The organism is Candidatus Chloroploca mongolica, from assembly GCF_004762035.2.
GTDB lineage: Bacteria > Chloroflexota > Chloroflexia > Chloroflexales > Chloroflexaceae > Chloroploca > Chloroploca mongolica.
Genome location: NZ_SIJK02000021.1, coordinates 17,559 through 40,416, shown reverse-complemented (window position 1 = coordinate 40,416; position 22,858 = coordinate 17,559). Strand labels below are relative to the sequence as shown.

Below are 22,858 nucleotides of genomic sequence, written 5' to 3'. Positions count from 1 at the left end.
AGCACACTTCTTTGCGGATTGATGGTGAAACGGTTACAGGCTGTTATGGGACTTTTACACGTTTGTAGATACAGGTGTGCGATAATGAACGGGAATGCTCTTCAGGGTCTGCGCCCTGAAGTTTATGAGTGTGTCAACGAATTAGAGGTGTGTGATGTCACGACATGGTTTTGGCATGGTCGTGCTCGTTGCAACGTTGTTGTTGACAAGTTGTTCCTTTGGTCAGGCGTCAACGCCTACGCCTGTCATCGAAGATACGTTTGCGCCGCCACCACCACTGGTGATTGCTGATGGGCGGGTTGTGCCCGCCCGTTCGGTTGAGGTGCAGTTTGCGCTGCCTGGTACCGTTGCCGAGGTGCTGGTCAGCGAGGGTGAAACGGTCGAGCCAGGGGCACCTCTGGCCCGGTTGGAAACGGCTGAGCTTGAAGCTGCGGTTGAACAGGCGCGTGCGGTGCTTGACGAGGCGCAGGCGCAGTATGAACTTTTGCGTGAGCCGGCGCGCCCCGAGGCAATCGCTGCCGCCGAGGCGCAACTTGCGCAGGCGCAGGCCGCCGAGCGCCAGACCGCCGGGCGGGTCACAGCGGCTGATCTTCAGGCTGCCCGCGATGAATTGCGTGAGGCCCAGGCGCTCCTGGCACGGCTGCTGGCTGGCCCCAATCGCTCGGAACTGACCCAGGCCGAAGCAGCGGTCGCACAAGCCCAGGCCAATCTGCAGGCGCAACGCGATGCGCTTGCGGCAGCCAAGCTTGCCGCCGAGGTGCGGGTGACCCAGGCGGCGAATGCCCTGCGTGATCTCCAGGATGCGTATAGTCGCATTGTCTGGGAAAATAAAGATCTGCGCGAACAGGCCGAGCGTCAGGGCGAAACGCTTGCCCAGGCGCGTCAGGATGCCGAAGCGGCGGCCTTCCGTGCCGTGGCAAATGGCGAAGCCGCTCTTGAAGAGGCCCGGGTTGCCCTGGAACACGCCATGCAGGCTGAACGCACCGGCATTGAGGCTGCCACGGCGCAACTGCGTGAACTTGAGGCGCGGCGTGATCGTTTGCTCGCCGGGGCCGAGAATGACCAGATCGCCGGTGCGCGGGCACGGGTCAGCGCGGCTCAGGCGCGCCTGGCCCAGTTGAGTGGTACCGCTCGTGCGGGTGAACTCGAGGCCGCCCAGGCTGGTGTGGAACAGGCCGAAGCTGGGTTGCAACAGGTGCTCGCCGATCCCTCAACGCCAGCAATCGCCGCCGCCGAGGCGCGTGTACGTGCGAGCCAGGCCAATCTGCGCCTCGCCGAGCTTGCCCTTGCCAAAGCGACACTGACCGCTCCTTTTGCCGCAACGGTGGTGACGATCAATCTTGAGCCAGGCGAACAGCCATCGGCTACGTTGCCCGCCTTTGTGCTGGCCGATCTGACTTCGTGGAAGATTGAGACAAGCGATCTTACCGAACTGGATATTGTGGCGGTGCGTGAAGGTGATACGGTGGCTCTGAGCTTTGATGCTTTGCCTGAGCTCAACCTTGTCGGTGTGATTAGCCAGATTGAAGCCATGGGCAAGACCTATCAAGGCGATGTCATCTATACGGTCACGATTGTCCCGCAAACGTGGGATCCGCGGCTGCGCTGGAATATGACGGCGACCATGACCCTCGAAGGTTGAAGGGGGCGTCATGCTCAGTTTCAAAAATCTGCTGCGACGCAAGGTTCGTACCCTGCTGACCCTGCTTGGCGTTGCGATCGGGGTCGCGGCGGTCGTGGTGCTCTCGGCCTTTGGTGAGGGTATGGCGCGTGGGTTTGGCAGTGCGGGCGATACCCGCGATGCCGATCTGCTCATTAGCCAGAAAGATGCGCTCATGATTATGATGGGCGCTATCGATGCCGAGATCGGTGATGAAATTACCGCGATGCCGGGTGTGACGGCCGTGAATCGGACGGTCATCGGCATTCTGCAGTTGCCCGAGACGCCCTATTTTCTCATTGCGGGTGAAGAACCGCGTGGGTTTGCGATCCAGCGTTATCGCATTGTTGATGGGCGTTCGGTGGCTACCCGCCGTGAATTGATTCTCGGTCGTCAGGCAGCGCTCAATTTCAAAAAGCAGGTTGGTGATAAGTTTCGCATCAATGAGATGAGCTATACCGTTGTTGGGATCTATGAGACCGGGGCGAGCTTTGAAGACAATGGGGCGGTGATCCATCTTGATGATGCGCAGCGTGCCTTTGATCGCCGTCGCCAGGTGACCTTTTTCAAAGTTCTTGTCCGTGATGCCCATGAACGCGATGCGCTCAAAGAGCGCATTGAGCAACGCTGGCCTGATCTGGCAGCGACGCGCTCGGGCGATCCCCATAGTCAGGACGATCTGCTTGAAATTTATCGTTCGATGGGCTGGGTGATCGGCATTTTTGCGATGCTGGTTGGTGGCCTGGGGATGATGAATGCTCAGTTGATGAGCGTTTTTGAGCGCACCCGCGAGATCGGGGTGCTGCGGGCGCTTGGGTGGCGCAGGCGGCGTGTGGTGAGCATGATCATTGGTGAAGCGCTGATCGTGGCGTTCGCCGGTGGTCTGCTTGGCCTGTTGCTCGCGGCTGGTTCAATTACACTGCTAGCTCAATCGGCGGCGTTGAGTGGCTTCCTTAGCGGTGAATTGGAATCGTCGGCGATGGTGCAGGCGGTGCTGATTGCCGGTGTGCTTGGACTAGTTGGCGGCGGCTATCCGGCGTGGCGGGCCGCCCGCCTTGCCCCGGTCGAGGCGATGCGCGCCGAGGCAGGGTCGAGTGTGCGTTGGGGCTTGATGGCACGCCTGTTGGCCCCGTTGCTACGCGGGCCGGCGCTCCGCAATCTGCTGCGCCGACCGACGCGTAGTTTGATGACCATGCTTGGGATCGGCGTTGGCGTTGGTTTGATCGTTGCACTCAGTGGCATCGCCGAAGGCTCGCGTCAGGTCATTACCGAGATGCTTGGTGCCGGCCAGGCTGATATTCTCGCCCAGCAAGCGGGCGCGTCTGATGCGATGTTCTCGTCAATTGACGAACGGCTCGCCGATCATCTTCGCACCCACCCCGAGGTCAAAGCTGTCTCGCGGCTGGTCTTTGGCTCAACGGCGGTACCTGGCCTGCCCTTCTTTTTGCTCTATGGCCTTGACCCCCGCGAGAACCATATCGCCCATTATCGCGTGAGCGAGGGCCGTTTGATCCAACGGAGTGATGACATTATCCTGGGGCGCCTGGCCGCCAATAGCCTGGATAAGCAGGTGGGCGATCGGCTCCGCCTGAGCGGTCAGACCTTCACGATTGTGGGCATCTACGAAACCGGGATTGGCTATGAAGACTCGGGCGGGGTGATTAGCATCCGTGAGGCGCAGCGTCTCTTTGGCAAGCCGCGTCAGGTCTCGTTCCTCGGGATTAGCCTGCATACGCCTGAGCGAGCCGCCGAGATCGCGGCTGAGCTTGAGGCGCGCTACCCTGAACTGCTGGTTGCGCGTACGAACGATCTGACGTCACGCATGCAAGACTTTGCCACGATGGACGCCTTTTTTGGAGCCTTGATGGGTTTGATGATGCTCGTTGGTGGCGTCGTCATGATGAATGTGATGCTGATGAGTGTCTTTGAGCGCACCCACGAAATTGGTGTGCTGCGGGCGGTCGGCTGGCGTGGTCGGCGTGTGTTGCGGATGATCCTCGCCGAGTCGTTGGCCCTCGCCTTGCTCAGCGGTCTGGCTGGCCTTGGGCTTGGGATGGGCCTCAACCAGTTGCTCGTCATGATCCCGGGGTACGGCGAAGTGCTCGCAATCAGCTATGCAAGTGCCGATCTGTGGCGTATTTTCGGGCTGGCGCTCGGCCTCGGCCTGATTGGTGGCCTGTTGCCAGCGTGGCGAGCGGTGCGCCTGCGCCCGATTGCGGCGCTCTATCACGAATAGAAATGAGCGACTTTATGCCTACGACAATTGTGCTCGAGGCACGCAAATTGACCCGTATCTATGGTGAGCGTGTGCCGGTGCGAGCCTTGAATGAGGTCGATCTGCAGATCCAGGCCGGTGAGATCGTGGCGATTGTCGGCCCGTCGGGCTCGGGCAAATCCACCCTCTTGAATCTGATCGGTGCGCTTGATCGCCCCTCTTCAGGCGACGTGATCATCAATGGGACTTCACTGACCAAGGTTCGTAACCTCGACCGTTTTCGCGGGGAGACGATTGGCTTTATCTTTCAGAGTCACAACCTCTTGCCGACGCTGACTGCTCGTGAGAATGTCGAAGTCCCGATGTACGAGTCGTCGCTGCGGGCTGGTCAGCGTCGCGCCCGGGCGCAAGAATTGCTGACGATGGTTGGCCTCGCGTCGCGCATCAACCATCTGCCCAACCAGCTTTCGGGGGGCGAGCGTCAACGGGTTGCCGTCGCCCGTGCGCTCGCCAATCGCCCGGCAATAATCCTTGCCGATGAACCAACGGGCAACCTCGATACCAAAACCACCGCGGACATCATGGCCCTGCTCACCACGCTCAACCGCGAACAGGGCACCACGCTGATCATTGTCACCCACAACAGTGAGGTCGCAGCGGCGGCACAGCGTGTGATCACCATTCGTGACGGCCAGATCCAGCGTGACGTCTTGATGACCAATCAACTCGAACGGGAGCTGATCGAACTCAAAAGCTCGGCCCTCGGGCAAGCGATCCTGCGTGGTGACCCCCTGCCTCCGGCGCTCGCCGAGATCGCCGGGCCGTTGCACGAACTGCTTGAGCATGTCTGAAAACGAGGTTCAGCCCCGGTTTCCTACCTTTGTTATGGTAAAGTTATCCACATCTGGGGGATTACTGTGGATAAAGCTACTATATCTAGTGGCTGGCGGGATAGCCTACGGCCTGACCAACTCAACCGTGCTGAGATCGAGCACTCCCATTGGTGTAAGCTCAAGGCCGCGCACGTAGGGTTTTACCAGCATATGCTCGACGTCATGGTAGAGCGGGATGATCGGACTGTCGGCCATGATGCGCGCTTCAATCTCTTGATAGAGGGCGTAGCGTTTGTTGTCGTCGGGCTCGACGGCGGCCTGATTCAGCAGAAGATCAACGTCGGGGTTGCTGTAGGCCATATGGTTTTGGCCGCTGCCACTCCGAAAGAGCACATCGAGGAAGTTTTCGGGGTCGGGATAGTCGGCAATCCACCCGGTGCCAAAGATTTGGAAGCGGTTCTCTTCCAGGGCGGCCAGGTAGTCGCCGAAATCTTCGTAGTCGCGTACCTCGATCGTTATCCCGAGCGTCGCTTCGGCCACGTCGCTCAGCAGGCTCGCCCAACTGCCATACGCGATAATTGGTGGCAAGGCTTCCACACTCCCATAGCGTGACGTCGCAATCAGTTCGCGGATGCGCTCACCATCTGGCTCAAGTGGCGTCAGTTGCTCGTTATACCCAGGCATGCCAGGTGGAAGGACGCCGTAGGCTGACTCGGCGGTGCCTTGCAACGTCACATTGGTGAGCAGGCTGCGGTCAATCAGGAGGCGGAAGGCTTCGCGGATGTTGGCATCATCAAACGGGGGCAAGTTGGCGTTCATGCCCAGGTAAAAGAGCGAGAGTTGTGGCTCTTGCCGGAGTTCTGCCGCGAGGGGATTATTGTCATCCTGAATGCGCGCCAGGGCAAATGAGGGTACACTGGTCAGATCGATCTGGCCCTGTTCGTAGAGGATCAGCGGATTGCTGGCGGCGGCACCGATGAGCATCTGCACGCGATCGAGGCGCGCCGGTTCACGGGCGAAATGAGGATTGCGCGCCAGCACCAGCAACTGGTTCCGCTCCCAGCGTTCGATGGTAAAGGGCCCACTCCCATTCGGTTGCTCGGTCCAATCGCGGCGTCCGGACTCAACGGCCTGCTGGTCAACCACGAAACTCGTTGGATGGGCCAGTTTCGCGAGGAAGAAGCCCTTGGGTGCGTCAATCGTCAGCACGATGGTACGTTCGTCCAGAACCTCCAACCCGCTGATCGTGCTGGCTGTTCCGGCGAGTTTTTCGGCGACCCCGACAATATCGCCCAGGTAGGTTGCAGATGGAAGCATCGCCCCGAGCCGTGGATCAGTGGCGCGTTCCAGGCTATAGCGTACATCCTCAGCCGTGATTGGCCTCCCGTCGGCAAAGTTGGCCGTGGGCCGCAGGCGAAACGTGTAGCTCCGCCCATCCTCCGAGCGTTCCCAGCTTTCGGCCAGATCTGGTTCGACTTCGAGGTCTTTGTCCAACCGTACCAGACCGCTGAAGATCTGCCGGGTGACAAAAGCGCTCGTCACATCACCAACGAGGGCCGGGTCGAGCGTGGTCGGATCGCGTGAGCCGAGCGTCATAATGAGCGTCCCACCCGAAGCCGCCTCTGGGCTTGGCACTGGCCCAGAAAGGGGCTCTTTCGCCTCCTGGACACACGCACCAAGGCTCAAGCTGAGCACGAGCAGCAACGCTATGACAACCCACGCTCGGTGGGTGGAGAAGGCGATCTTGTTGGCACCCTGCATGATTGGATCCTCCCGCAACGGGCAGACTCGTTTGAAGTAACATATAATTATAGCATGGGCAACGGCGTGGGATGCCCAATGCATCATTCCTTGGCTGGTTCAAAAGCCAGCTATGCTGGCTTTTGAACCAGCCATAAAGGAAACCTATGACAAGCGCAACTGACTTGACATTAGTCCGCGAGTACGACGGGCTCAAGGTGAGTCTGCATCCGCTTCAGGGGCTCTGGACTGAAGAGCAGTATCTGAGGTTGAGTGATCATACGCGCCATTTGATCGAGTTTACCGATGGAATGATTGAGGTGCTGCCCATGCCGACCGATAAGCATCAGGTTATGCTGCTCTTGCTCTATGATTGGTTCCGGCTATGGGTTGATCGCCTCGGTGGCAAAGTCTTGGTCGCCCCGTTGCGTCTCCAGATTCGCCCCGGCAAGCATCGTGAACCCGATATTCTCCTTGTGCGCGATGCCCATGATCCCCGTCGCCAGAATCGGTACTGGCTTGGCGCTGATCTCGTGGTCGAAATTGTCAGTCCCGATGATCCTGAGCGTGATACGGTGGTCAAGGTGGTCGATTACGCCGAGGCTGGCATTGCCGAGTACTGGCTGGTTGATCCGGTCGCCGAGCAGATCACCGTCTTGACGCTTGATGGGGCGGCCTATGTGGCGCATGGGCGCTTTGCTCGTGGTGAACAGGCCACCTCGTTGATCTTGCCTGGCTTTGAGGTGGCCGTGAGTGCGGTCTTTGATGCGACGTAGGGTTGGCGCTTAGCTTGGGACTGAGGCGCCTGCGAGTTGCCCGCAGGCTGCGGCAATGGCGACGCCCCGTTCGATGCGGACGGTGCAGGCGATGCCGTAGTCGAGCAGGACTTGCTGGAAGGCCGTCACTCGTTCGCGTTCTGAGCGGCCGAGTGGCATGCCTGGCACGGGGTTCCACGGGATCAGGTTGACATGGCAGAGCAAGGCTGGCCCTTTGCTGACGCCCTGACCACGCAGCAGGCGGGCGAGGGCAAGTGCCTGGTGCGGGTGGTCGTTGCGCCCCTGCAGCAGCACATATTCAAAGCTGACCCGCCGCCCAGTCCGATCGATATAGTCACGGGTTGCCTCAAGCAATTCGACCAGTGGATACCGCTGGTTAATCGGCATCATCGCGCTGCGCAGCGCATCGTCGGGCGCATGCAACGAGATCGCCAGGCTGATCGGCAACGATGCCTCGGCGAGGCGCCTGATGCCTGGCACAAGCCCAACCGTCGAGACGGTCATGCTCCGTGCGCCAAGGTTGAAGCCCTGCGGATCGTGCAGACGTTCGACGGCTGCCCACCAGCGATCATAGTTGGCGAACGGTTCGCCCATGCCCATAAAGACCAGATTGGTCACCCTGGCGACCTGGTGCGTGACCCGCTCGGTAAAGGCCTCGCCTTCGCCGCCCCACCATTGCCCAGCGTCGTCGGTTCGGGTGGTCTCGGGGCCGGGCAAGGCTTGTTGTCTGGCCCGACTTGTGGCAGGAGGCGTCTGGAGTGGGGCTGCATCAGGGGCCACCAGGCTTGCCTGCCACTTCCGTAACTCACGTGAAGCCCAGAGCGCCTGTTCGACAATCTCCCCCACCGTCAGATTCCGTAACAGACCGAGCTTGCCGGTGGCACAGAAATCGCAGCCCATCGCGCAACCAGCCTGCGTACTAACACAGACGGTTGCGCGATCGGGATAGATCATCAAGACGGTTTCGAGCACAGCCCCGTCGTGCAGCCGAAAGAGCGCCTTGCGCGTCAGCCCCTGATCGGTCTCTTGCACCCGTTCAAGCTGCAACGCGCCCAGGCGCACCTCGCTGGCGAGCCGCTCGCGCAGGGCGAGCGGCAGATCGGTCATCGTCATCGCGTCGTCAGCTAAATTGACATAAAGCTGGCGATAGAGCTGTTTGGCGCGAAAGGCCGGCTGGCCCAGGTCACGTAGCAGGGTTTCGAGCTCGATCATGGTCAGATTGTAGAGGGCAACAGTTGACATTGCGCTTACACGAGCACCGGGCGAAACTTGTACCCATAGACGAGCACATTATCTTCGCCGGTATCGAGCAACTGACGTGTCACCATCTCAACGGATTGACCAATCGCAAGATCGGCCTCGGCGCAATCGGTCAACTGGGCCGCGACCAGCGGGCCTTCTTCAAGGCGCACCATCCCGACTGGGTAAGGTACAAGCCCCTCATAGCCATCAGGCCCCTGCCGCAGCACACTAAAACTATAGAGTTCGCCGCGCCCACTGAGATCAACGGCTTCCCAAACCGTCGGATCTTCGCCGATGGCAGGGGGCTGAGCGGGAAAGCGTACCTCACCAGTTTCACGATGGCGTTGACCTTGCAACCGATAACGTGCGGCGCGCTGGCGCCAGTGACGAGCAATTTCCATATCGATCAACGTCTCCTCGTAAAAAAACTAGACCCCACCAGCCGCGCCGATCAGGGCTGCGATCATGAGGGCAAAGAAAAGGAAAAAGCAGAGGCCAATGGCGATCCCGATGGCAAACTGGATCAGAATGACGTATAGGGCTTTATTGCCCGGCAGGTTCATGCCAGCCTGGATCGCGAGATAGGTCAGGTAGAGATTGTAGATAAAGAGGGCAAACGCCGCAATGCCACCAAGAAATGGAATGAGGCCGAACACACTCCCGATCACCGTAATGGGTGCCCCAAAGAGCGACATATTGTAGGCCAGTTCACCAAACTTGCCATCGCCTCCAAACGCCCGCCCGAGTGCAAAGGTAATGCCCCAGGCAATGAGCAGAATGAGTGGCGTAAAGACGATTGCCCCGATCACCGAGGCCCAGATATTAGGCGCTGCTGCTGCACCCGTCGTCATACCGCCGAGCAACTCGGCCAATTCCGGGGGGACATCACCTAAATCTTGCGGATTGACTGGTGTTGGTGGAAAAAGAGCGAACTGAATGCCACTAATGATCGCATTGATCACCCCGGCGAGCACCGAGTAGATCAGCGCCCAACCCAGATTATCCTTCTCATATTCCTCGAAGGTCGCCACTGATGGTCGACTCAGCACACCGACGCTGCCGTTGATCATCTCCTGAATCATGGTCTGGCTCCTGTAGAAAGGGCGAGTACGTAGCGTAACCTGCGAACCCTGCCAGGGCAAAGGTCGTGGGATCATTGTAGTGCATGAAGGGCGAAACGTACAGCTAAAGCTTCCGGGAAGCTTGTGCGGTGGTGGCGGCATGCTCATCGGTGGTTCGGCACGTCGGTGCGCCATGACATCTTCGCGCAGAGCTTCCCGGAAGCTGTACTACTCAGCGACGATGACGGCGGTAGCTGCGGTTGCCCCAATGCCACCGAGCGTTTGCGCCAACCCAACGCGGGCTTCGGCTACCTGGGTTGGGCCGGCTTCGCCGCGCAACTGGCGTACCAGTTCGACCACCTGGTAGACGCCACTTGCGCCGACGATGTCGCCACGGGCTTTGTAGCCGCCTGCCGTGGCGAGCGGTGTGCGCCCGCTCGGCGCGATGGACCCATCAGCGGCGTGGCGCGGGGCCTCGCCGCGTTCGTAGTAGCCGATTGATTCGAGCGCAAGCACGGCAGCAATGCCGTGGGGGTCGCTCAATTCAAAGACCTGCACATTGCTGAGGCCCATATGGGCGCGCCCAAGTGCGACGTGGGCACTGGCCCGCGCTGCTTCAAGATCGAGCGGATTGCGGCGTGCGCCGAGCGAAGGCGTATCGGTGGCGATCGCTGTGCCAGCCAGTCGGATAAGTGGCCCGGGGAGTTCGCGGGCAAGCGATTCTGCCGCGAGGATGACACATGCTGCGCCATCAGCGACACTGCTGCAATCGAGCATATTCAGCGGCGAGGCGACCATGCCGGCTTTGCGGTATTTGTCGGCGTTGATCGCAAACCGGTAGAGCGCCTGCGGATTTTTTGCTGCATTGGCATGCGCATTGACCGGGAAGGGCGCAAAGGCTTCTAGGCCATGGTTGTATTCGTGCATATACCGACGCATCAGCAGCGCCCATTGCGAGGTCAGCGTCAACCCGTGGATCGCCTCGGCCTCGGTGTCGGTATGCAGCGCGAGCGCTGCTTCAAGTGCCCCTTCGAGGCGATCGGTTACCTTCTCGGCTCCCAGCACCACCACCAGGTCGCACTGCCCTGTCGCAATCGCCTGGGCCGCCTGGTGCATTGCCACCCCGCCACTTGCGCCGGCGGCCTCAACACGCAGCGCAGGCACCCCTCGTAGTCCGACAGCGTTGGCCAGATACGCCCCGAGTTGCCCCTGGCTTGCCAGCGTCTCGCCCATTGCATTCGCGACAAAAAGCGCCCCCACCCGCTCGGGGCTTACCTCGGGTAGGGCGGCAAACGCGTTACGTACCGCCTCACTCGCCAGATCGCTCAGACTGCGTGCATAATGCTCGCCAACGGCAGTTGCCGCAGCACTCACAATATATGATGATCGCATACATCTCCTTATTTGCTTAACAATCCTTTTCAGCGTAGCCCTCGTTTGCCTGGTTTTGGCAGCGCAGCCACCCCACACCCTACCGCCAGAGGCGAACTTTGCATCACCCCTCGTGTGCCTGGTTTTGGCAGCGCAGCCACCCCACACCCTACCGCCAGAGGCGAACTTTGCATCACCCCTCGTGTGCCTGGTTTTGGCAGCGCAGCCACCCCACACCCTACCGCCAGAGGCAAACTTTGCATCACCCCTCGTTTGCCTGGTTTTGGCGGCGCAGCCGCCAAAACCAGGCAAACAAAAGCATTACCCCATCACCAACTTGCCGATCCATTTCGCATAGACCGCATAGTCAATAAAGACCTGCCGTTTGAGGTAGGCCTCGGTCAGCGGGGCGCGGTTGCGCCGCTCGAGGATCTGCTCGGTGACGGTGAGCGCATAGGCATCAGAGCCAGCGCCGCTACCGTAGGTCGTGATAAAGATGGTCTCACCGGGTTGCGCAACGTCAAGTGTTGCACACAGGCCGACCATGGCCGCGCCCGAGTAGGTATTGCCGATCTGTGGGCTAAGCAAACCGGGCGCAATCTGGCTATCGCTGAAACCCAGGCGCTTGGCGACTGCCTGAGGGAACTTGGCATTCGGCTGGTGGAAGATCGCATAGGTGAAATTCTTGGCGGTCTTGCCCATATCGCTCATCAAGCGTTGGGCCGCCGATTGGATCTGGTGAAAGTAGGCCGGCTCGCCGGTAAAGCGATTGCCATGGACGGGATAGGGACGATCGGCGCGCCGGAAGAAGTCGGGCGTATCGCTCACATAGCTCACGGTTGCGTCAATCGTTGCCACGGCCTCTGCGGCTGGCCCGATCAGCAACGCACCTGCCCCCGCCGACGCGGTATATTCCAGCGCATCGCTGGGGCGGCTCTGCGCGGTATCGGCGCCAATCGCCATGGCATAATTGGCCATCCCGCTGCCAACCAACGCCATCGCTGCGGTGAGGGCCTCGCTGCCCGCTTTGCAGGCAAACTCAAAATCAGCGGCGCTCACCCACGGCGTCGCCCCAAGCGCTTCGGCCACGATCGTGCCCGAAGGCTTCACACTATACGGATGGCTCTCGCTGCCGACCCAGACCGCACTCACCTGTTCGATTGTGACCCCGGCACGCGCAAGGGCATTGCGGGCGGCCTCAATCGAGAGGGTAATGGTATCTTCATCGGGCCCTGGCACACTCTTGGCATCCACGGGCACCCCACCCTGCCCATCAGTCCAGATGCGCGCAATCTCACGCGCAGCAATGCGATAGCGGGGAACATACGCCCCGTAGCCAATCAGACCAACCGGGCGCTCTGGTTTCATCATACGGCTAACCTTCTCTCTAATGTAGTGCCGACTTCAGTCGGCTTCCGGCTCAGCCGACTGAAGTCGGCACTACGATGAGCGTAACTTGGTATCTGGCACAGCAAAAAACGCAGGCCCTGCCCAACGTGCGATGCAGCCATCGTCATCATCGGCGATCCTGCGTTTATCCCACAGTTGCTTTGTCTTAACACCCTTTGCGCTGTTGCGTCTTTGCGTCAAATCATCAGAAAACGTGCTTCACCGACGGCACTACCGCAATTCAGCGATCAATTCTTCCGCTCGAGCGGGTTTGATATTGCGTTCTTCAATCATACGGCGGACGACCTCATCAACGAGGGGGCCGTGGGCTCCGGCGGCCATTGCGATCTGGCGTGCGTGGAGCCCCATGTGGCCGCGGTTGATCCCTTCGCAGGCGAGGGCACGCATGGCGGCCAGATTGCTTGCGAGGCCGGCGGCGACACAAATCTCGGCCAGTTCGTTGGCTGACTTCACCCCAAGCAATTTGAGCGCGGTCTGCGCTGCGGGATGCACCCTGGTTGCACCGCCAACAATGCCAACGGCCATGGGCATTTCGAGGGTGCCAACAAGATTGCCCTCGTCATCGCGCTCCCACACACTCAACGAGCGGTACTGGCCGCTGCGTGAAGCATACGCGTGAGCGCCAGCCTCGATGGCGCGCCAGTCATTGCCGGTTGCGACAATCACCGGGTCAACCCCATTGAGGATGCCCTTGTTGTGGGTCGTTGCCCGATAGGGATCAACGGCGGCAAAAGCATAGGCCCACATAATGCCCTCGGCCACCTCTTCGCCACTCAACCCATCGCGTTCGAGGGCGCGGGTTGGCACGACACAGCGTGCGCGGGCGAGGCGACGGTCACTGAGATTCGACAGAATGCGCAGATAGACGCGCCCACCGGTGATCTGCTCGATCAATGGCGCAACGGCCTCACACATCGAGTTGATGGCGTTGGCCCCCATCGCATCGCGGGTGTCAACCAGCAGGTGAACAACCATCATTGGCCCCATCGGGCTTGTTGCATGCAGGTTGACCTCGAGATCACGGGCACCGCCGCCAAGCCCGACGAGCGAGCGGCTCTGGGCATTTGCGATCGCGAGGATCTCTTCTTTGCGCGTAAAAATATCGTGACGCGCACTCTGCGGGGCCGCCACGCCAACAATCTGAATTTGCCCGATCATCACTGGGTCGGTGCTATTGGTTGCAAAACCGCCGCCCTCGCGTACCATTCTGGCCGCGTAGCTTGCGCCGGCAACAATTGATGGTTCCTCAACGACCATCGGGATCAAATGGTCACGCCCGTTGATCAAAAAATTGGTCGCGATGCCAAGTGGCAGGTTGTAGGTGCCGACCACATTTTCGATCATCTTGTCAGCACGCTCAATCGTCAGGGTGCCATGACCACCATGCAAAACCCGGAGATCTTCTTCGCACAGTCCGTCAAAGGACTTGACCATTTGCAAACGCTCAAACGGGTTTAACTGATAAAATCCCTGGAGCCGTGAATTTTTTGTACCCATAAAACGCTATGCTTCCTCCACATCGTACTTTGTTGCACAAGCTCTTCCGTTGACTATTGTAACATTGGTAGGCCCTCGGCAAGCCTTGGATTAACTGTCAAAACCTATCAACCCACTCTCTCAGGCTTTCAGGCAAGGCACATGGGCTTGAAATTATGGTAAAAAGAGGCCATTATAACCGCATTTCACGTTGTTCACGCACGGGATTGCTTTTGCTAGACTTGCATGCGAGCAAAACATTGGACTTTTTTTTGAAGCGGAAGAAAATACATATATGAACATCACAACGCTCGAAACGAACGACCACGAGGCCCGTACGGCGGCAGCGATGCTGCTGGTCGAGGGGTTTCGTGACTTTGCGCCACAGACCTGGCCGGATCTTCAGAGCGCCCAGACCGAGGTTGAGGAGGCACTTGATCCGGCGAAGATCTGCCGAGTTGCCTATGACGAGGCCGGGTTGCTCGTGGGCTGGATTGGGTCCCTCGAGTTGTACCCCGGCCATGTGTGGGAACTGCACCCGTTGGTGGTGCGCCGCTCGCACCAGCGCCAAGGCGTTGGGCGGGCACTCGTGCAAGATCTGGAACGGCAGGTTGTGGCGCGTGGCGGCTCGACCATCTTCCTTGGCACCGATGATGAGGCTGGGCTTACGTCGCTGGCTGGCGTTGACCTCTATCCTGATGTGTCTGCCCATATGTCGACGATCCGCAACGTGCGTGACCACCCGTACGCCTTTTATCAACGGTGTGGCTTCGTGATTGTGGGCCTTGTGCCTGATGCGAATGGCTTTGGCAAACCTGATATCTTGATGGCGAAACGGGTTGCTCAGGCCTCAGGCCCAAAATAGTCGGGCACAAAGCAGCCGTGGAACCCATGCGGCAGGTGGTGCTTCATCTGAAGCCGGGCGATTGGCCCCTGGGCAAGGTCGCGGGCATCGAGGATCACGACGCTGCTGCGATGCTGCTCGCCATCGTAGACGAGGCTCAAGAGCCAGCCATCATCTTCTGCCACCCCATCGGGCCTGGGTACAAAGAGCGCTTCACTCGGGAACCCGTAGGGCGCAGCATTCCACACATCGGTTGTGCCCGTGGCGAGATCGAGTTTCGTGATCGTCTGCACGACCCATCTGGTCTTGTCTGGGGGGGCCGCAACAAGGTAGACATAACGATACGGACGGCCCTGGTTCTGCGGGTGGAGTGTCGGGAAATCGCAGGTACCCGGATAGAGGAATGTACGGTCAACCGTGCCAGTGTTGGTATCAATCGTATAGCGCCAGAGTTCGCCAGCAGGGAACCGCCGATAATCAAGGTCAAGAAAGTTCTCGCCTGGCTCGATCTGGGGGAAATCAGCGTACGAGACAGCATCAACACAGAGCGTATCACCATCTTCAAAGGCATTGGCAAGGTGAAAAATGAAGCCTGATTTTGTGTCGTAGATATTTACTGGCCCCTCGGGATCGCGGGGCAGCACCACAATCCGGGTCGGACGCGAAGGATTCAGGCGAAAAGACTGGACAATCGACTGGATGCCGAGCACATACGGGATCGCATTGTAATCGAGGGGCGTCTGGAAAAAGATGCAGTGGTTAGGCGTAATTGCCATATCATGCAGCACCGAGAAACCAGGGATGCGATAGGCGTGGCGCTTGAGCACCTTGCCTGCCTGGTCAAACTCATAGATCGTGATGATCGTCGCATCTTCCTGGAAACCGATGCCGAGTTTCATCTGGCTGCCAAAATTGACCAGATGTGGCTCCCCCGCGACATCGGGATCAATGCGGTAATGGGCCGCGAACTCTTTGCCGGGGCTGAGAATGCCACCCAGGTCATCGAGGCCAAGTGTTTCGAGCGTATAAGGATCGAGGCGATGGGGTTCGCCACCCTCCCACAGAGCAAGCAATTTGCCGCCCCAATAGGTAACACTGGTATTCGCCAGGTTCTTGAGGCGCAGATCAAAAATATTGGCGAGCATCCCGCCCTGTTTCTGCGTGCCAAACGGGCTACGGTAGAGGATCTTGCCGGCTTCTTGCTCTTCGAGAAAGCCTTTGGTGCGCACAAAGCGATTGCGCACAAAGGCACGGCCATTGGCAAAGGCCATTGAGAAGATCATACCGTCACCGTCAATCGGGTGATGCAGACGTTGCCCATTCACATCGAGCAAGCCCGGGCCATTCCGAAAGAACGTACCGTGGAGATCGGGGGGAATGGTTCCCTCAACCTCATCAATCCAATAGGCCAATTCTTGCCGCTGCGACTGATAGCCCCGCGCAAAGGCTGCGCGTATCTGCTCGAACGGCACCTCGGTCGTTGGGGTGGTTGTCATTGTCATCTATATTCCTTTTTACGCCTTCTGGCGCGGTCTAGGGCTGTTGCCCTAAAAACCCATGCTTGTACAGCGGTCAGCGAAGCTGACCGCCGTACAAGCGAGTTTCTTGGGGTCGTAGGCCCCAAGAAACTCAGATGAAAGCTTTGCAAAAAGCGAAAAAAACCTGTGCATACTTCATTGTACCACAAGAATGAGGCCTCCAGGAGGCGTTCCTGTGTGGGGAGCCAAGCCAGCGGCGTTGACTTGGCTCCCCGCACAGGAACGGCATATTTCGGACATTGAAAGTCCCCCTAGCGGGTGATACAATACGATCACCGGTCTCATTGTCACATTCCTCAAACCACATACGTACGTTTGAGAGACCAGTGTTTATGCAGAATCAAACCAGTCTTGTTTCGCCATCGCGTCGTCTGTGGCTTATAGGGAACATCTTCCTGCTGGCGCTACTCTATGTGGCGATTGCTCACGCTACCCTCTTTTTTCTTGATCCGCTTGATCCAATCGTTGCGGTGTGGCCTGCGGCAGGTGTGGCCCTGGCTGGCGTTGTTATCGGCGGCTACTGGTTGAGCCTGGGAGTGCTGGCGGGTAGTTTTCTCGTCGGTCTTTCGCTCCTTGGCGGCCCGGTGACCCCGATACTGGCCCTGGTGTTTGCGCTTGGTTCAACGATGCAGGCCCTACTCGGGGCCTTTTTGCTGCGCCGCTTTGCCAGTCCGTTGCCGCCACGCACGGTGAAACTGGTGGTACTCAGCCTCTTTTTCAACGGGGTAACGGCTGCGGTAGCCCCTGCTGTCGGCATGGTGTCCATGGCCGTGGCTGGAGTGTTGTCGTGGGCGCAGGCGCCTCTTTTGTTTGGGCGCTGGTGGATCAGCGTCTATGTCGGCATCCTGATGATCGCGCCGGCGATCATTGCTGCAACCCGGATCAGGCATAACCGCGTGAGCCTGGAAGTGCTGGTCGGCCCATTGGCAAGTCTGATGGTCGGGCTGGCTTTTTTTGTCTTTACGCTTGCGATTAACTATGAAGAGCGTCAGTTGCGCGCCCGCCTCGAGGCCGATAGTGCCGAGGTGGTACGGGCGGTTGCGACAATGATGTCTGACCACGACTACTCGTTGCTCGCGGTGCGCTCCTTCTATGACGCCTCAGATGAGGTTGATCGCGCTGAGTTTCTTCGTTTTGTCACCCCTCTATTGGCGCGTTCACCGAGTATTCAGACGATGGCGTGGTCGCCCGTAGTGCCGCAAGAAGAGCGGGCCGCGTTTGAGCAAGCGCTGCGTGAAGAGGGTTTTTCCTCCTCTATGCTTTATGAACGTGATGCCACCGGTCAACCGATACCTGTCGCTGAGCGGCCTTTCTATCTTCCGGCGACCTTTTTTGAGCCTTTTGAGCTCAATCGTCCGGCCCTAGGCTTTGATATGCCATCCGAGCAAGTCCGTGCTGCGACGATTATGCGTGCGCGTGATCGTGGTGAGACAATGCTGACTCCGCAACTCAAGCTGATTTCAACGACCGATGATGAGTTGCATGTCTTGCTCATTAGCCCGCTCTATGCTGTTGATACCCCCATAGAGACCCTTGCCGAGCGTCAGGCGGCTTTTGAAGGGATGGTCTTTCTCATTCTCCAGATGGAAGAGGTGGTCGAACAGGCCCTTGGTGCGACGACGCCTCATGATCTTGAATTCTACCTTTTTGATGTGACGGAAGGAGCGCCGCCGTTGCTGGCTTTTCAACCGTCGCGCTCGGGAAGCCAGACCTTGGCACCTGCTGACGAGGTGAGCCCAGCCCAACTCGAGGCGTCCCGCTATGTGACCACCCACCGTCTCGAGCTCTATGGCCGCACGTGGGAGTTTGTCGTTCGGCCTGGCCCGGCGTATGTGGCTGCTATTCGCGGCTGGATGGCCTGGCCGACCCTTGCGATCGGGCTTTTCACCGCTACGCTCTTCCTCCTTTATATACGGTCGCGCCAGCGCACCGATCTCTTGCTGGCGCAGAGTCAGGCGAGCCTTGAGATGGCCCAGGAGGTGGCCCATCTGGGGAGTTGGGATCTTGATCTTGCGACTGGCACGGGCTTCTGGTCACACGAGATGTTTCGCCTGTTTGGGCGGGATCCCAAGGCTGGGGTCCCCTCCTTTGATGAGTTTATCACTTGGGTTCACCCCGATGATCGTGCGGCCTTGCTTGCGGCGCAGGCCGAGGCGCTGGCTAGCCACGAGCGGGTGACGATCGAATATCGCCTCAACCCCTCGTTGGGGCGTGAGCAATGGTTTGAAGCAGCCATCTCCTTGAGCCAGTCCGAAGATAAACCGCAACGAATTATTGGCACAGTGCAGGATATCACCGAGCGCAAGCAGGCCGAAGCCCGTTTGCACAAGCTCAATCGCGCTTATATCGTGCTGAGTGAGGTGAATGAGACGATTGTGCGCGTGCGTGATCCGCAGTTCCTCTTTGCCACGGCCTGCCAGATCGCGGTTACCCAGGGGGGCTTTCGCATGGCCTGGATTGGCTTGCTTGATCCGGAGACAAGTGAAGTGCAACCGGTTGCCTGGGCTGGCGAAATTGGCGATTATCTGGGCAAGCTGCGCATCACGCTTGACGATAGCCCGCGCGGGCGTGGGCCCACGGCGACCGCTCTGCGACATGGGGAGCATATCGTGATCAATGATATTGCCAATGATCCACGCATGGCCCCCTGGCGCGAGGATGCGTTGCGCCTTGGGTATGATGCGCTCGCGGTCTTTCCCCTGATTGTTGCGGGCAAGGTAGAGGGTTCGCTGAATCTGTATGCGCCTGAGACCGATTTCTTTGATGAAGCTGAACTCAAGCTTTTTGATGAAATGGCCATTGATATTGCCTTTGCGCTGGAATTTATGGCGCAGGAGCAGCAACGACACGAAGCGGAAGAGCAGATACGCGCCAGTGAGCGGCGTAGTCGCGCGTTACTTGCGGCAATTCCGGATATCATGTTCCGGGTGAACCACGAAGGCGTCATTCTTGATTATTCGGCTATGATGTCTGACCTCCTGTATGTCTCGCCCGACGTGTTTCTTGGCAAGTCGTTTCGCGATGTACTGCCCTTGGAGGTCGGGGAACAATGGCAGATAGCCATTGATGCGGCTTTCACAACCGACGCGTTGCAGACCTTTGAATATCAACTGATGCTTGGTGATGAACCGCACTTCTTTGAGGCGCGGCTCAGTGTCAACCCGAGCGAGCGCGAAGCGGTTGCCATTGTTCGTGATGTCACGGAGGCGCGGCGATCAGCCGCCGAAATTGTGCGCCTTTCACGGGTGGTGGAACAGATGGATGACATCGTCTTGATTACTGATATCAACGGGATCATCCAGTATGTCAACCCAGCCTTCGAGCGCCAGTTCGGGTTTGCCTATGACGAAGTCATTGGGCAGACACCGCGTATTCTCAAATCGGGCCTGGAGAGCATGGCGTTCTATACCAACCTCTGGGCCACGATCCTCAGTGGTGAGTCGTTTCAGGCCGAGTTCTCCAATCGACGCAAAGATGGGCAGCTTATCTATGAGGCCAAGACGATTACCCCGGTGCGTGATGAGCGTGGGGCGATTACCGACTTTGTCGCGACGAGCAAAGATATTACCATGCGCAAGCAGATGGAACACGATCTGCAAGAGCGGCTCAAAGAGTTGACGTGTTTACGTCAGGTGCAGCGCTTGCTTGATCAGAATCCCTCCCTTGATGCTCTCTGTCATCAGGTGATCGGCTATCTTGTTGCTGCGATGCAGTATCCTGAGATTGCATTCGCGACCATTGACGTTGATGGTTGCCATTATCGTTCGATGAAAGGCGAGGCCATTGCTGAGTCGTTGCCGGGCATTCGTGCCGACATTCTTGTGGGTAGAAGCGCGATCGGGTGCTTGAAGGTCTTTTACCTTGAAGATGTGCAACTTATCCCGGAAGAGCAAAACATGCTCGACAGCATTGCGCATGCCCTTAGTCTCTGGCTTGAGCGGCGGCGTGCCGAACATGCGCTGATCAATGAGCGCAATCTGTTGGCCCGGCGGGTTGATGAGCGTACTGCGGATCTTAGCCGTACCAACCTGGAACTTGCCCGCGCTGTGCGCGCCAAAGATGACTTTCTCGCCAATATGAGCCACGAGTTGCGGACGCCGCTCAATGCGATTCTGGCATTGAGTGAAGGCTTGCTGGAACAACTGCGTGGCCCGCTCAACGAACGCCAGCAGGCGTCGCTGCGCAACATCGAAGCGAGTGGTCGCCACCTGCTTGCCTTGATCAACGATATCCTTGATCTCTCGAAAGTTGAAGCCGGGCGCATGGATCTGCAACCCGAAATCCTGGCGGTGAGCGAGATCTGCGAGGCAAGCCTGGTCTTTGTCAAAGAGCTCGCCAATAAAAAGCAGATCCAGCTGCACCTGCAGATCAATGAGCCACAGGCGCGTGTTGAAGCTGACCCCAAGCGCCTCAAGCAGATCCTTGTCAATCTCCTCAGCAATGCGGTGAAATTCACCCCGCCAGGGGGCCGAGTGAGTCTGCTTGTCGAGGCGCAGGCGGACGAGGGGGCGATCCGTTTTGCCGTTGAGGATACCGGCATTGGGATGTCACTCGAAGGGATCGCCCAACTCTTCAAGCCTTTTATCCAACTCGACTCGAGCCTCAGCCGTCAGCATGAAGGGACTGGTCTTGGCCTTGCGCTGGTGCGTCGGCTGGTTGAGTTGCACGGGGGCAGTGTCACGGTGACGAGTGAACCGGGCAAGGGGAGTTGTTTTACCGTCGCGCTGCCCTATCCACCGCCTCCCACGGTTCCCGCACGCTTGCCGACCCATCCGGCAGACGAACCTGCTTCCGAAGAGCTCCGCTCGGCGCTGGTGATTGAAGACTCAGAGACGGCCGGTGAACAGATCGCCCGGTACCTTGAGGAACTCGACATCCATGCGATGGTCTATGGTCGGGGTGTCGGGGCCGTTGATGAGGTCGCTCGTCTGCGTCCTGATGTCATCTTCCTTGATCTGCAGATGCCCGAGCAATCAGGCTGGGAAATTCTGGCGCAACTCAAGGCTGATGCAACGTTGCAGGCTATTCCGGTGATCATTATCTCGGTTGTTGACGATCGGGTCAGTGGCTTGGCGGCCGGGGCCGCCGAATACCTGGTGAAGCCCATCTCGCGCGAGACGCTGCGTCGGGCGCTTGGTGCTGCGGTGCATAAGCCTCAACCACCACGTGAAGCGATTGTTATCGCCTCAGCACCAGCACGACGCTCGTCAGTAGCCCATATCCTGATGGCCGAAGATAACGAAGTCAATATTATTGCGCTTGGCGACTATCTGCAAGACAAAGGCTATCGGCTCTCGGTGGCACGCAATGGGCGTGAAGCCCTTGACCTAGCCGCCGAGACCCCCCCCGATCTCGTGCTCATGGATATTCAGATGCCTGAATTAGATGGACTTGAGGCGATTCGGCGGTTGCGCGCCGATTCTACTTTTGCGCTAACGCCGATTATTGCGTTGACGGCCCTTGCGATGCCGGGTGATCGTGAGCGCTGTATGGAAGCGGGGGCGAGTGAGTACCTCAGCAAACCGGTGAGTCTGCGTGGCCTGGTTGACACGATTGAGCGGCTTCTCGACCATCCGCAGGGGGAGCTATGATGGCAGCACCGAGCATTGTCCTCATTGTTGACGATAACCCGATTGGCCGCGAGACACTGGAAGATCTGCTCTATGGTCAGGGCTATACGCTGGCATTTGCGGCTGATGGTCCTGAAGCGTTGCAGCAGGCCGCTGCCCTGACGCCTGATGTGATCTTGCTGGATGTGATGATGCCAGGTATGGATGGGTTTGAGGTATGCCGACGCCTGCGCGCCGATCCGCATCTGGCCGAAGTTCCTGTGGTGATGGTCACGGCGCTTGATGACTCAGAGTCGCGCCTCCGTGGGCTTGAAGCTGGTGCTGACGATTTCATTAGCAAACCCTTCAAACGGGCCGAGTTGCGGGCACGGGTCAAAACGATTACCCGGCTCAATCGCTATCGGAGCCTACTTGAAGAGCGCGCTGCTCTGCAGCATGCCCACGAGGAACTGATCGCGAGTTATGACGCAACCATCGAAGGCTGGGTGCATGCCCTCGATCTGCGCGATAAAGAGACCGAGGGCCACTCGTTGCGTGTGACCGAGATGACCATACGTATGGCCCGTGCTGCTGGCACCACTGAACCTGAGTTGACCGCGATTCGACGTGGAGCGTTGCTGCACGATATTGGTAAACTCGGCATTCCTGATGCGATTCTGCTCAAACCAGGGCCATTGACCGAAGAAGAGTGGGCCATTATGCACCAGCATCCGCGGTATGCCTACGATATGCTTGCGCCGATCGCCTACTTGCAACCAGCGCTCGCTATCCCCTATTGCCACCACGAAAAGTGGGATGGTACAGGCTACCCGTGTGGTCTGGCGGGCAGCGCGATTCCCCTGGCGGCGCGTCTCTTTGCGGTCGTCGATGTCTGGGACGCCCTGCGTTCCGATCGCCCTTATCGCCGTGGCTGGCCCGAACACGAGGTTCTGGCCTATCTGCGGGCGCAAGCCGGAACACACTTTGACCCGTGGGCCGTCGAACTCTTTTTTCAAGTCCTCGAGGCAATGCCTGGCAAATAAGGTGGTTGTTTTGACGCAAAGGCGCAAAGGCGCAAAGGTTTTCGTGGAGGTGCACGAACCCTTCGTGTCTTCGCGTGAGCTTCCTTGAATGCTATTGATC

The 22,858-nt window shown here is 58.8% G+C and carries 15 protein-coding genes; 7 read left to right on the top strand and 8 right to left on the bottom strand.

The genetic code is table 11. The annotated features are described in order from the left end of the window. Positions 1 to 154 precede the first annotated feature (154 nt). The 3 genes from EYB53_RS12810 to EYB53_RS12800 are packed head-to-tail and all read left to right on the top strand — an operon-like array spanning position 155 to position 4,726. Positions 155 to 1,642 (top strand): HlyD family efflux transporter periplasmic adaptor subunit, encoded by a 1,488-nt coding sequence (locus EYB53_RS12810; protein WP_254151051.1) that lies wholly within the window; start codon positions 155 to 157, stop codon positions 1,640 to 1,642. A 10-nt stretch (positions 1,643 to 1,652) separates the two neighbouring features. Further along, positions 1,653 to 3,896 carry an ABC transporter permease gene (locus tag EYB53_RS12805; protein WP_135478575.1) on the top strand — a complete coding sequence of 748 codons (2,244 nt, stop codon included), beginning with the start codon at positions 1,653 to 1,655 and terminating at the stop codon, positions 3,894 to 3,896. Between the two features lie 14 nt (positions 3,897 to 3,910). Beyond that, positions 3,911 to 4,726, top strand: a complete 816-nt coding sequence (locus EYB53_RS12800; protein WP_135478574.1) for an ABC transporter ATP-binding protein — start codon at positions 3,911 to 3,913, stop codon at positions 4,724 to 4,726. A 105-nt stretch (positions 4,727 to 4,831) separates the two neighbouring features. Here EYB53_RS12800 and EYB53_RS12795 read toward each other — a convergent pair whose 3' ends face one another. Further along, on the bottom strand, positions 4,832 to 6,469 hold the full coding sequence (locus EYB53_RS12795; protein WP_167857381.1) for a peptide ABC transporter substrate-binding protein: 1,638 nt from the start codon (positions 6,467 to 6,469) through the stop codon (positions 4,832 to 4,834). A gap of 146 nt (positions 6,470 to 6,615) precedes the next feature. Here EYB53_RS12795 and EYB53_RS12790 point away from each other — a divergent pair, with 146 nt between their 5' ends. Further along, the gene (locus EYB53_RS12790) at positions 6,616 to 7,224 is read left to right on the top strand and encodes a Uma2 family endonuclease (protein ID WP_135478572.1); all 609 of its coding nucleotides are present in this window, start codon (positions 6,616 to 6,618) and stop codon (positions 7,222 to 7,224) included. A 9-nt stretch (positions 7,225 to 7,233) separates the two neighbouring features. Here the strand turns inward: EYB53_RS12790 and EYB53_RS12785 are convergent, their stop codons facing one another. From EYB53_RS12785 to EYB53_RS12760, 6 genes are all read right to left on the bottom strand, one after another. Beyond that, on the bottom strand, positions 7,234 to 8,466 hold the full coding sequence (locus EYB53_RS12785; protein ID WP_135478571.1) for a radical SAM protein: 1,233 nt from the start codon (positions 8,464 to 8,466) through the stop codon (positions 7,234 to 7,236). Positions 8,467 to 8,471: 5 nt separating this feature from the next. After that, entirely contained in the window at positions 8,472 to 8,867 is a 396-nt protein-coding gene (locus EYB53_RS12780) for a Zn-ribbon domain-containing OB-fold protein (RefSeq protein WP_135478570.1), read from the bottom strand. A gap of 27 nt (positions 8,868 to 8,894) precedes the next feature. Continuing rightward, positions 8,895 to 9,548, bottom strand: a complete 654-nt coding sequence (locus EYB53_RS12775) for a YIP1 family protein (RefSeq protein ID WP_097654403.1) — start codon at positions 9,546 to 9,548, stop codon at positions 8,895 to 8,897. 207 nt (positions 9,549 to 9,755) lie between these two features. Then, complete coding sequence (locus EYB53_RS12770; protein WP_135478568.1) at positions 9,756 to 10,919, bottom strand: thiolase C-terminal domain-containing protein; 1,164 nt, start codon at positions 10,917 to 10,919, stop codon at positions 9,756 to 9,758. A 300-nt stretch (positions 10,920 to 11,219) separates the two neighbouring features. Beyond that, positions 11,220 to 12,269 carry a hydroxymethylglutaryl-CoA synthase gene (locus EYB53_RS12765; RefSeq protein WP_135478567.1) on the bottom strand — a complete coding sequence of 350 codons (1,050 nt, stop codon included), beginning with the start codon at positions 12,267 to 12,269 and terminating at the stop codon, positions 11,220 to 11,222. A 249-nt stretch (positions 12,270 to 12,518) separates the two neighbouring features. Further along, complete coding sequence (locus EYB53_RS12760; protein ID WP_135478566.1) at positions 12,519 to 13,805, bottom strand: hydroxymethylglutaryl-CoA reductase, degradative; 1,287 nt, start codon at positions 13,803 to 13,805, stop codon at positions 12,519 to 12,521. A gap of 274 nt (positions 13,806 to 14,079) precedes the next feature. On the opposite strand from EYB53_RS12760, the gene EYB53_RS12755 reads away from it, so the two are divergent. Next, positions 14,080 to 14,649, top strand: a complete 570-nt coding sequence (locus EYB53_RS12755) for a GNAT family N-acetyltransferase (RefSeq protein ID WP_135478565.1) — start codon at positions 14,080 to 14,082, stop codon at positions 14,647 to 14,649. On the opposite strand, the gene EYB53_RS12750 is transcribed toward EYB53_RS12755, so the two are convergent. Next, positions 14,628 to 16,130: a carotenoid oxygenase family protein gene (locus tag EYB53_RS12750; protein WP_135478564.1), complete on the bottom strand. Its 1,503-nt coding sequence runs from the start codon at positions 16,128 to 16,130 to the stop codon at positions 14,628 to 14,630. The genes EYB53_RS12755 and EYB53_RS12750 overlap by 22 nt on opposite strands. 368 nt (positions 16,131 to 16,498) lie before the next feature. On the opposite strand from EYB53_RS12750, the gene EYB53_RS12745 reads away from it, so the two are divergent. Continuing rightward, positions 16,499 to 21,757, top strand: a complete 5,259-nt coding sequence (locus EYB53_RS12745) for a response regulator (RefSeq protein ID WP_135478563.1) — start codon at positions 16,499 to 16,501, stop codon at positions 21,755 to 21,757. Beyond that, positions 21,754 to 22,758, top strand: coding sequence for an HD-GYP domain-containing protein (locus EYB53_RS12740; protein ID WP_254151050.1), 1,005 nt, complete (start codon positions 21,754 to 21,756; stop codon positions 22,756 to 22,758). The genes EYB53_RS12745 and EYB53_RS12740 overlap by 4 nt, the downstream gene beginning before the upstream one ends. Positions 22,759 to 22,858 lie beyond the last annotated feature (100 nt).

Coding starts and splice junctions, on each gene's coding strand:
- EYB53_RS12810 (WP_254151051.1), top strand. CDS start 155: ATGTCACGACATGGTTTTGGCATGGTCGTGCTCGTTGCAACGTTGTTG.
- EYB53_RS12805 (WP_135478575.1), top strand. CDS start 1,653: ATGCTCAGTTTCAAAAATCTGCTGCGACGCAAGGTTCGTACCCTGCTG.
- EYB53_RS12800 (WP_135478574.1), top strand. CDS start 3,911: ATGCCTACGACAATTGTGCTCGAGGCACGCAAATTGACCCGTATCTAT.
- EYB53_RS12795 (WP_167857381.1), bottom strand. CDS start 6,469: ATGCAGGGTGCCAACAAGATCGCCTTCTCCACCCACCGAGCGTGGGTT.
- EYB53_RS12790 (WP_135478572.1), top strand. CDS start 6,616: ATGACAAGCGCAACTGACTTGACATTAGTCCGCGAGTACGACGGGCTC.
- EYB53_RS12785 (WP_135478571.1), bottom strand. CDS start 8,466: ATGTCAACTGTTGCCCTCTACAATCTGACCATGATCGAGCTCGAAACC.
- EYB53_RS12780 (WP_135478570.1), bottom strand. CDS start 8,867: ATGGAAATTGCTCGTCACTGGCGCCAGCGCGCCGCACGTTATCGGTTG.
- EYB53_RS12775 (WP_097654403.1), bottom strand. CDS start 9,548: ATGATTCAGGAGATGATCAACGGCAGCGTCGGTGTGCTGAGTCGACCA.
- EYB53_RS12770 (WP_135478568.1), bottom strand. CDS start 10,919: ATGCGATCATCATATATTGTGAGTGCTGCGGCAACTGCCGTTGGCGAG.
- EYB53_RS12765 (WP_135478567.1), bottom strand. CDS start 12,269: ATGATGAAACCAGAGCGCCCGGTTGGTCTGATTGGCTACGGGGCGTAT.
- EYB53_RS12760 (WP_135478566.1), bottom strand. CDS start 13,805: ATGGGTACAAAAAATTCACGGCTCCAGGGATTTTATCAGTTAAACCCG.
- EYB53_RS12755 (WP_135478565.1), top strand. CDS start 14,080: ATGAACATCACAACGCTCGAAACGAACGACCACGAGGCCCGTACGGCG.
- EYB53_RS12750 (WP_135478564.1), bottom strand. CDS start 16,130: ATGACAATGACAACCACCCCAACGACCGAGGTGCCGTTCGAGCAGATA.
- EYB53_RS12745 (WP_135478563.1), top strand. CDS start 16,499: ATGCAGAATCAAACCAGTCTTGTTTCGCCATCGCGTCGTCTGTGGCTT.
- EYB53_RS12740 (WP_254151050.1), top strand. CDS start 21,754: ATGATGGCAGCACCGAGCATTGTCCTCATTGTTGACGATAACCCGATT.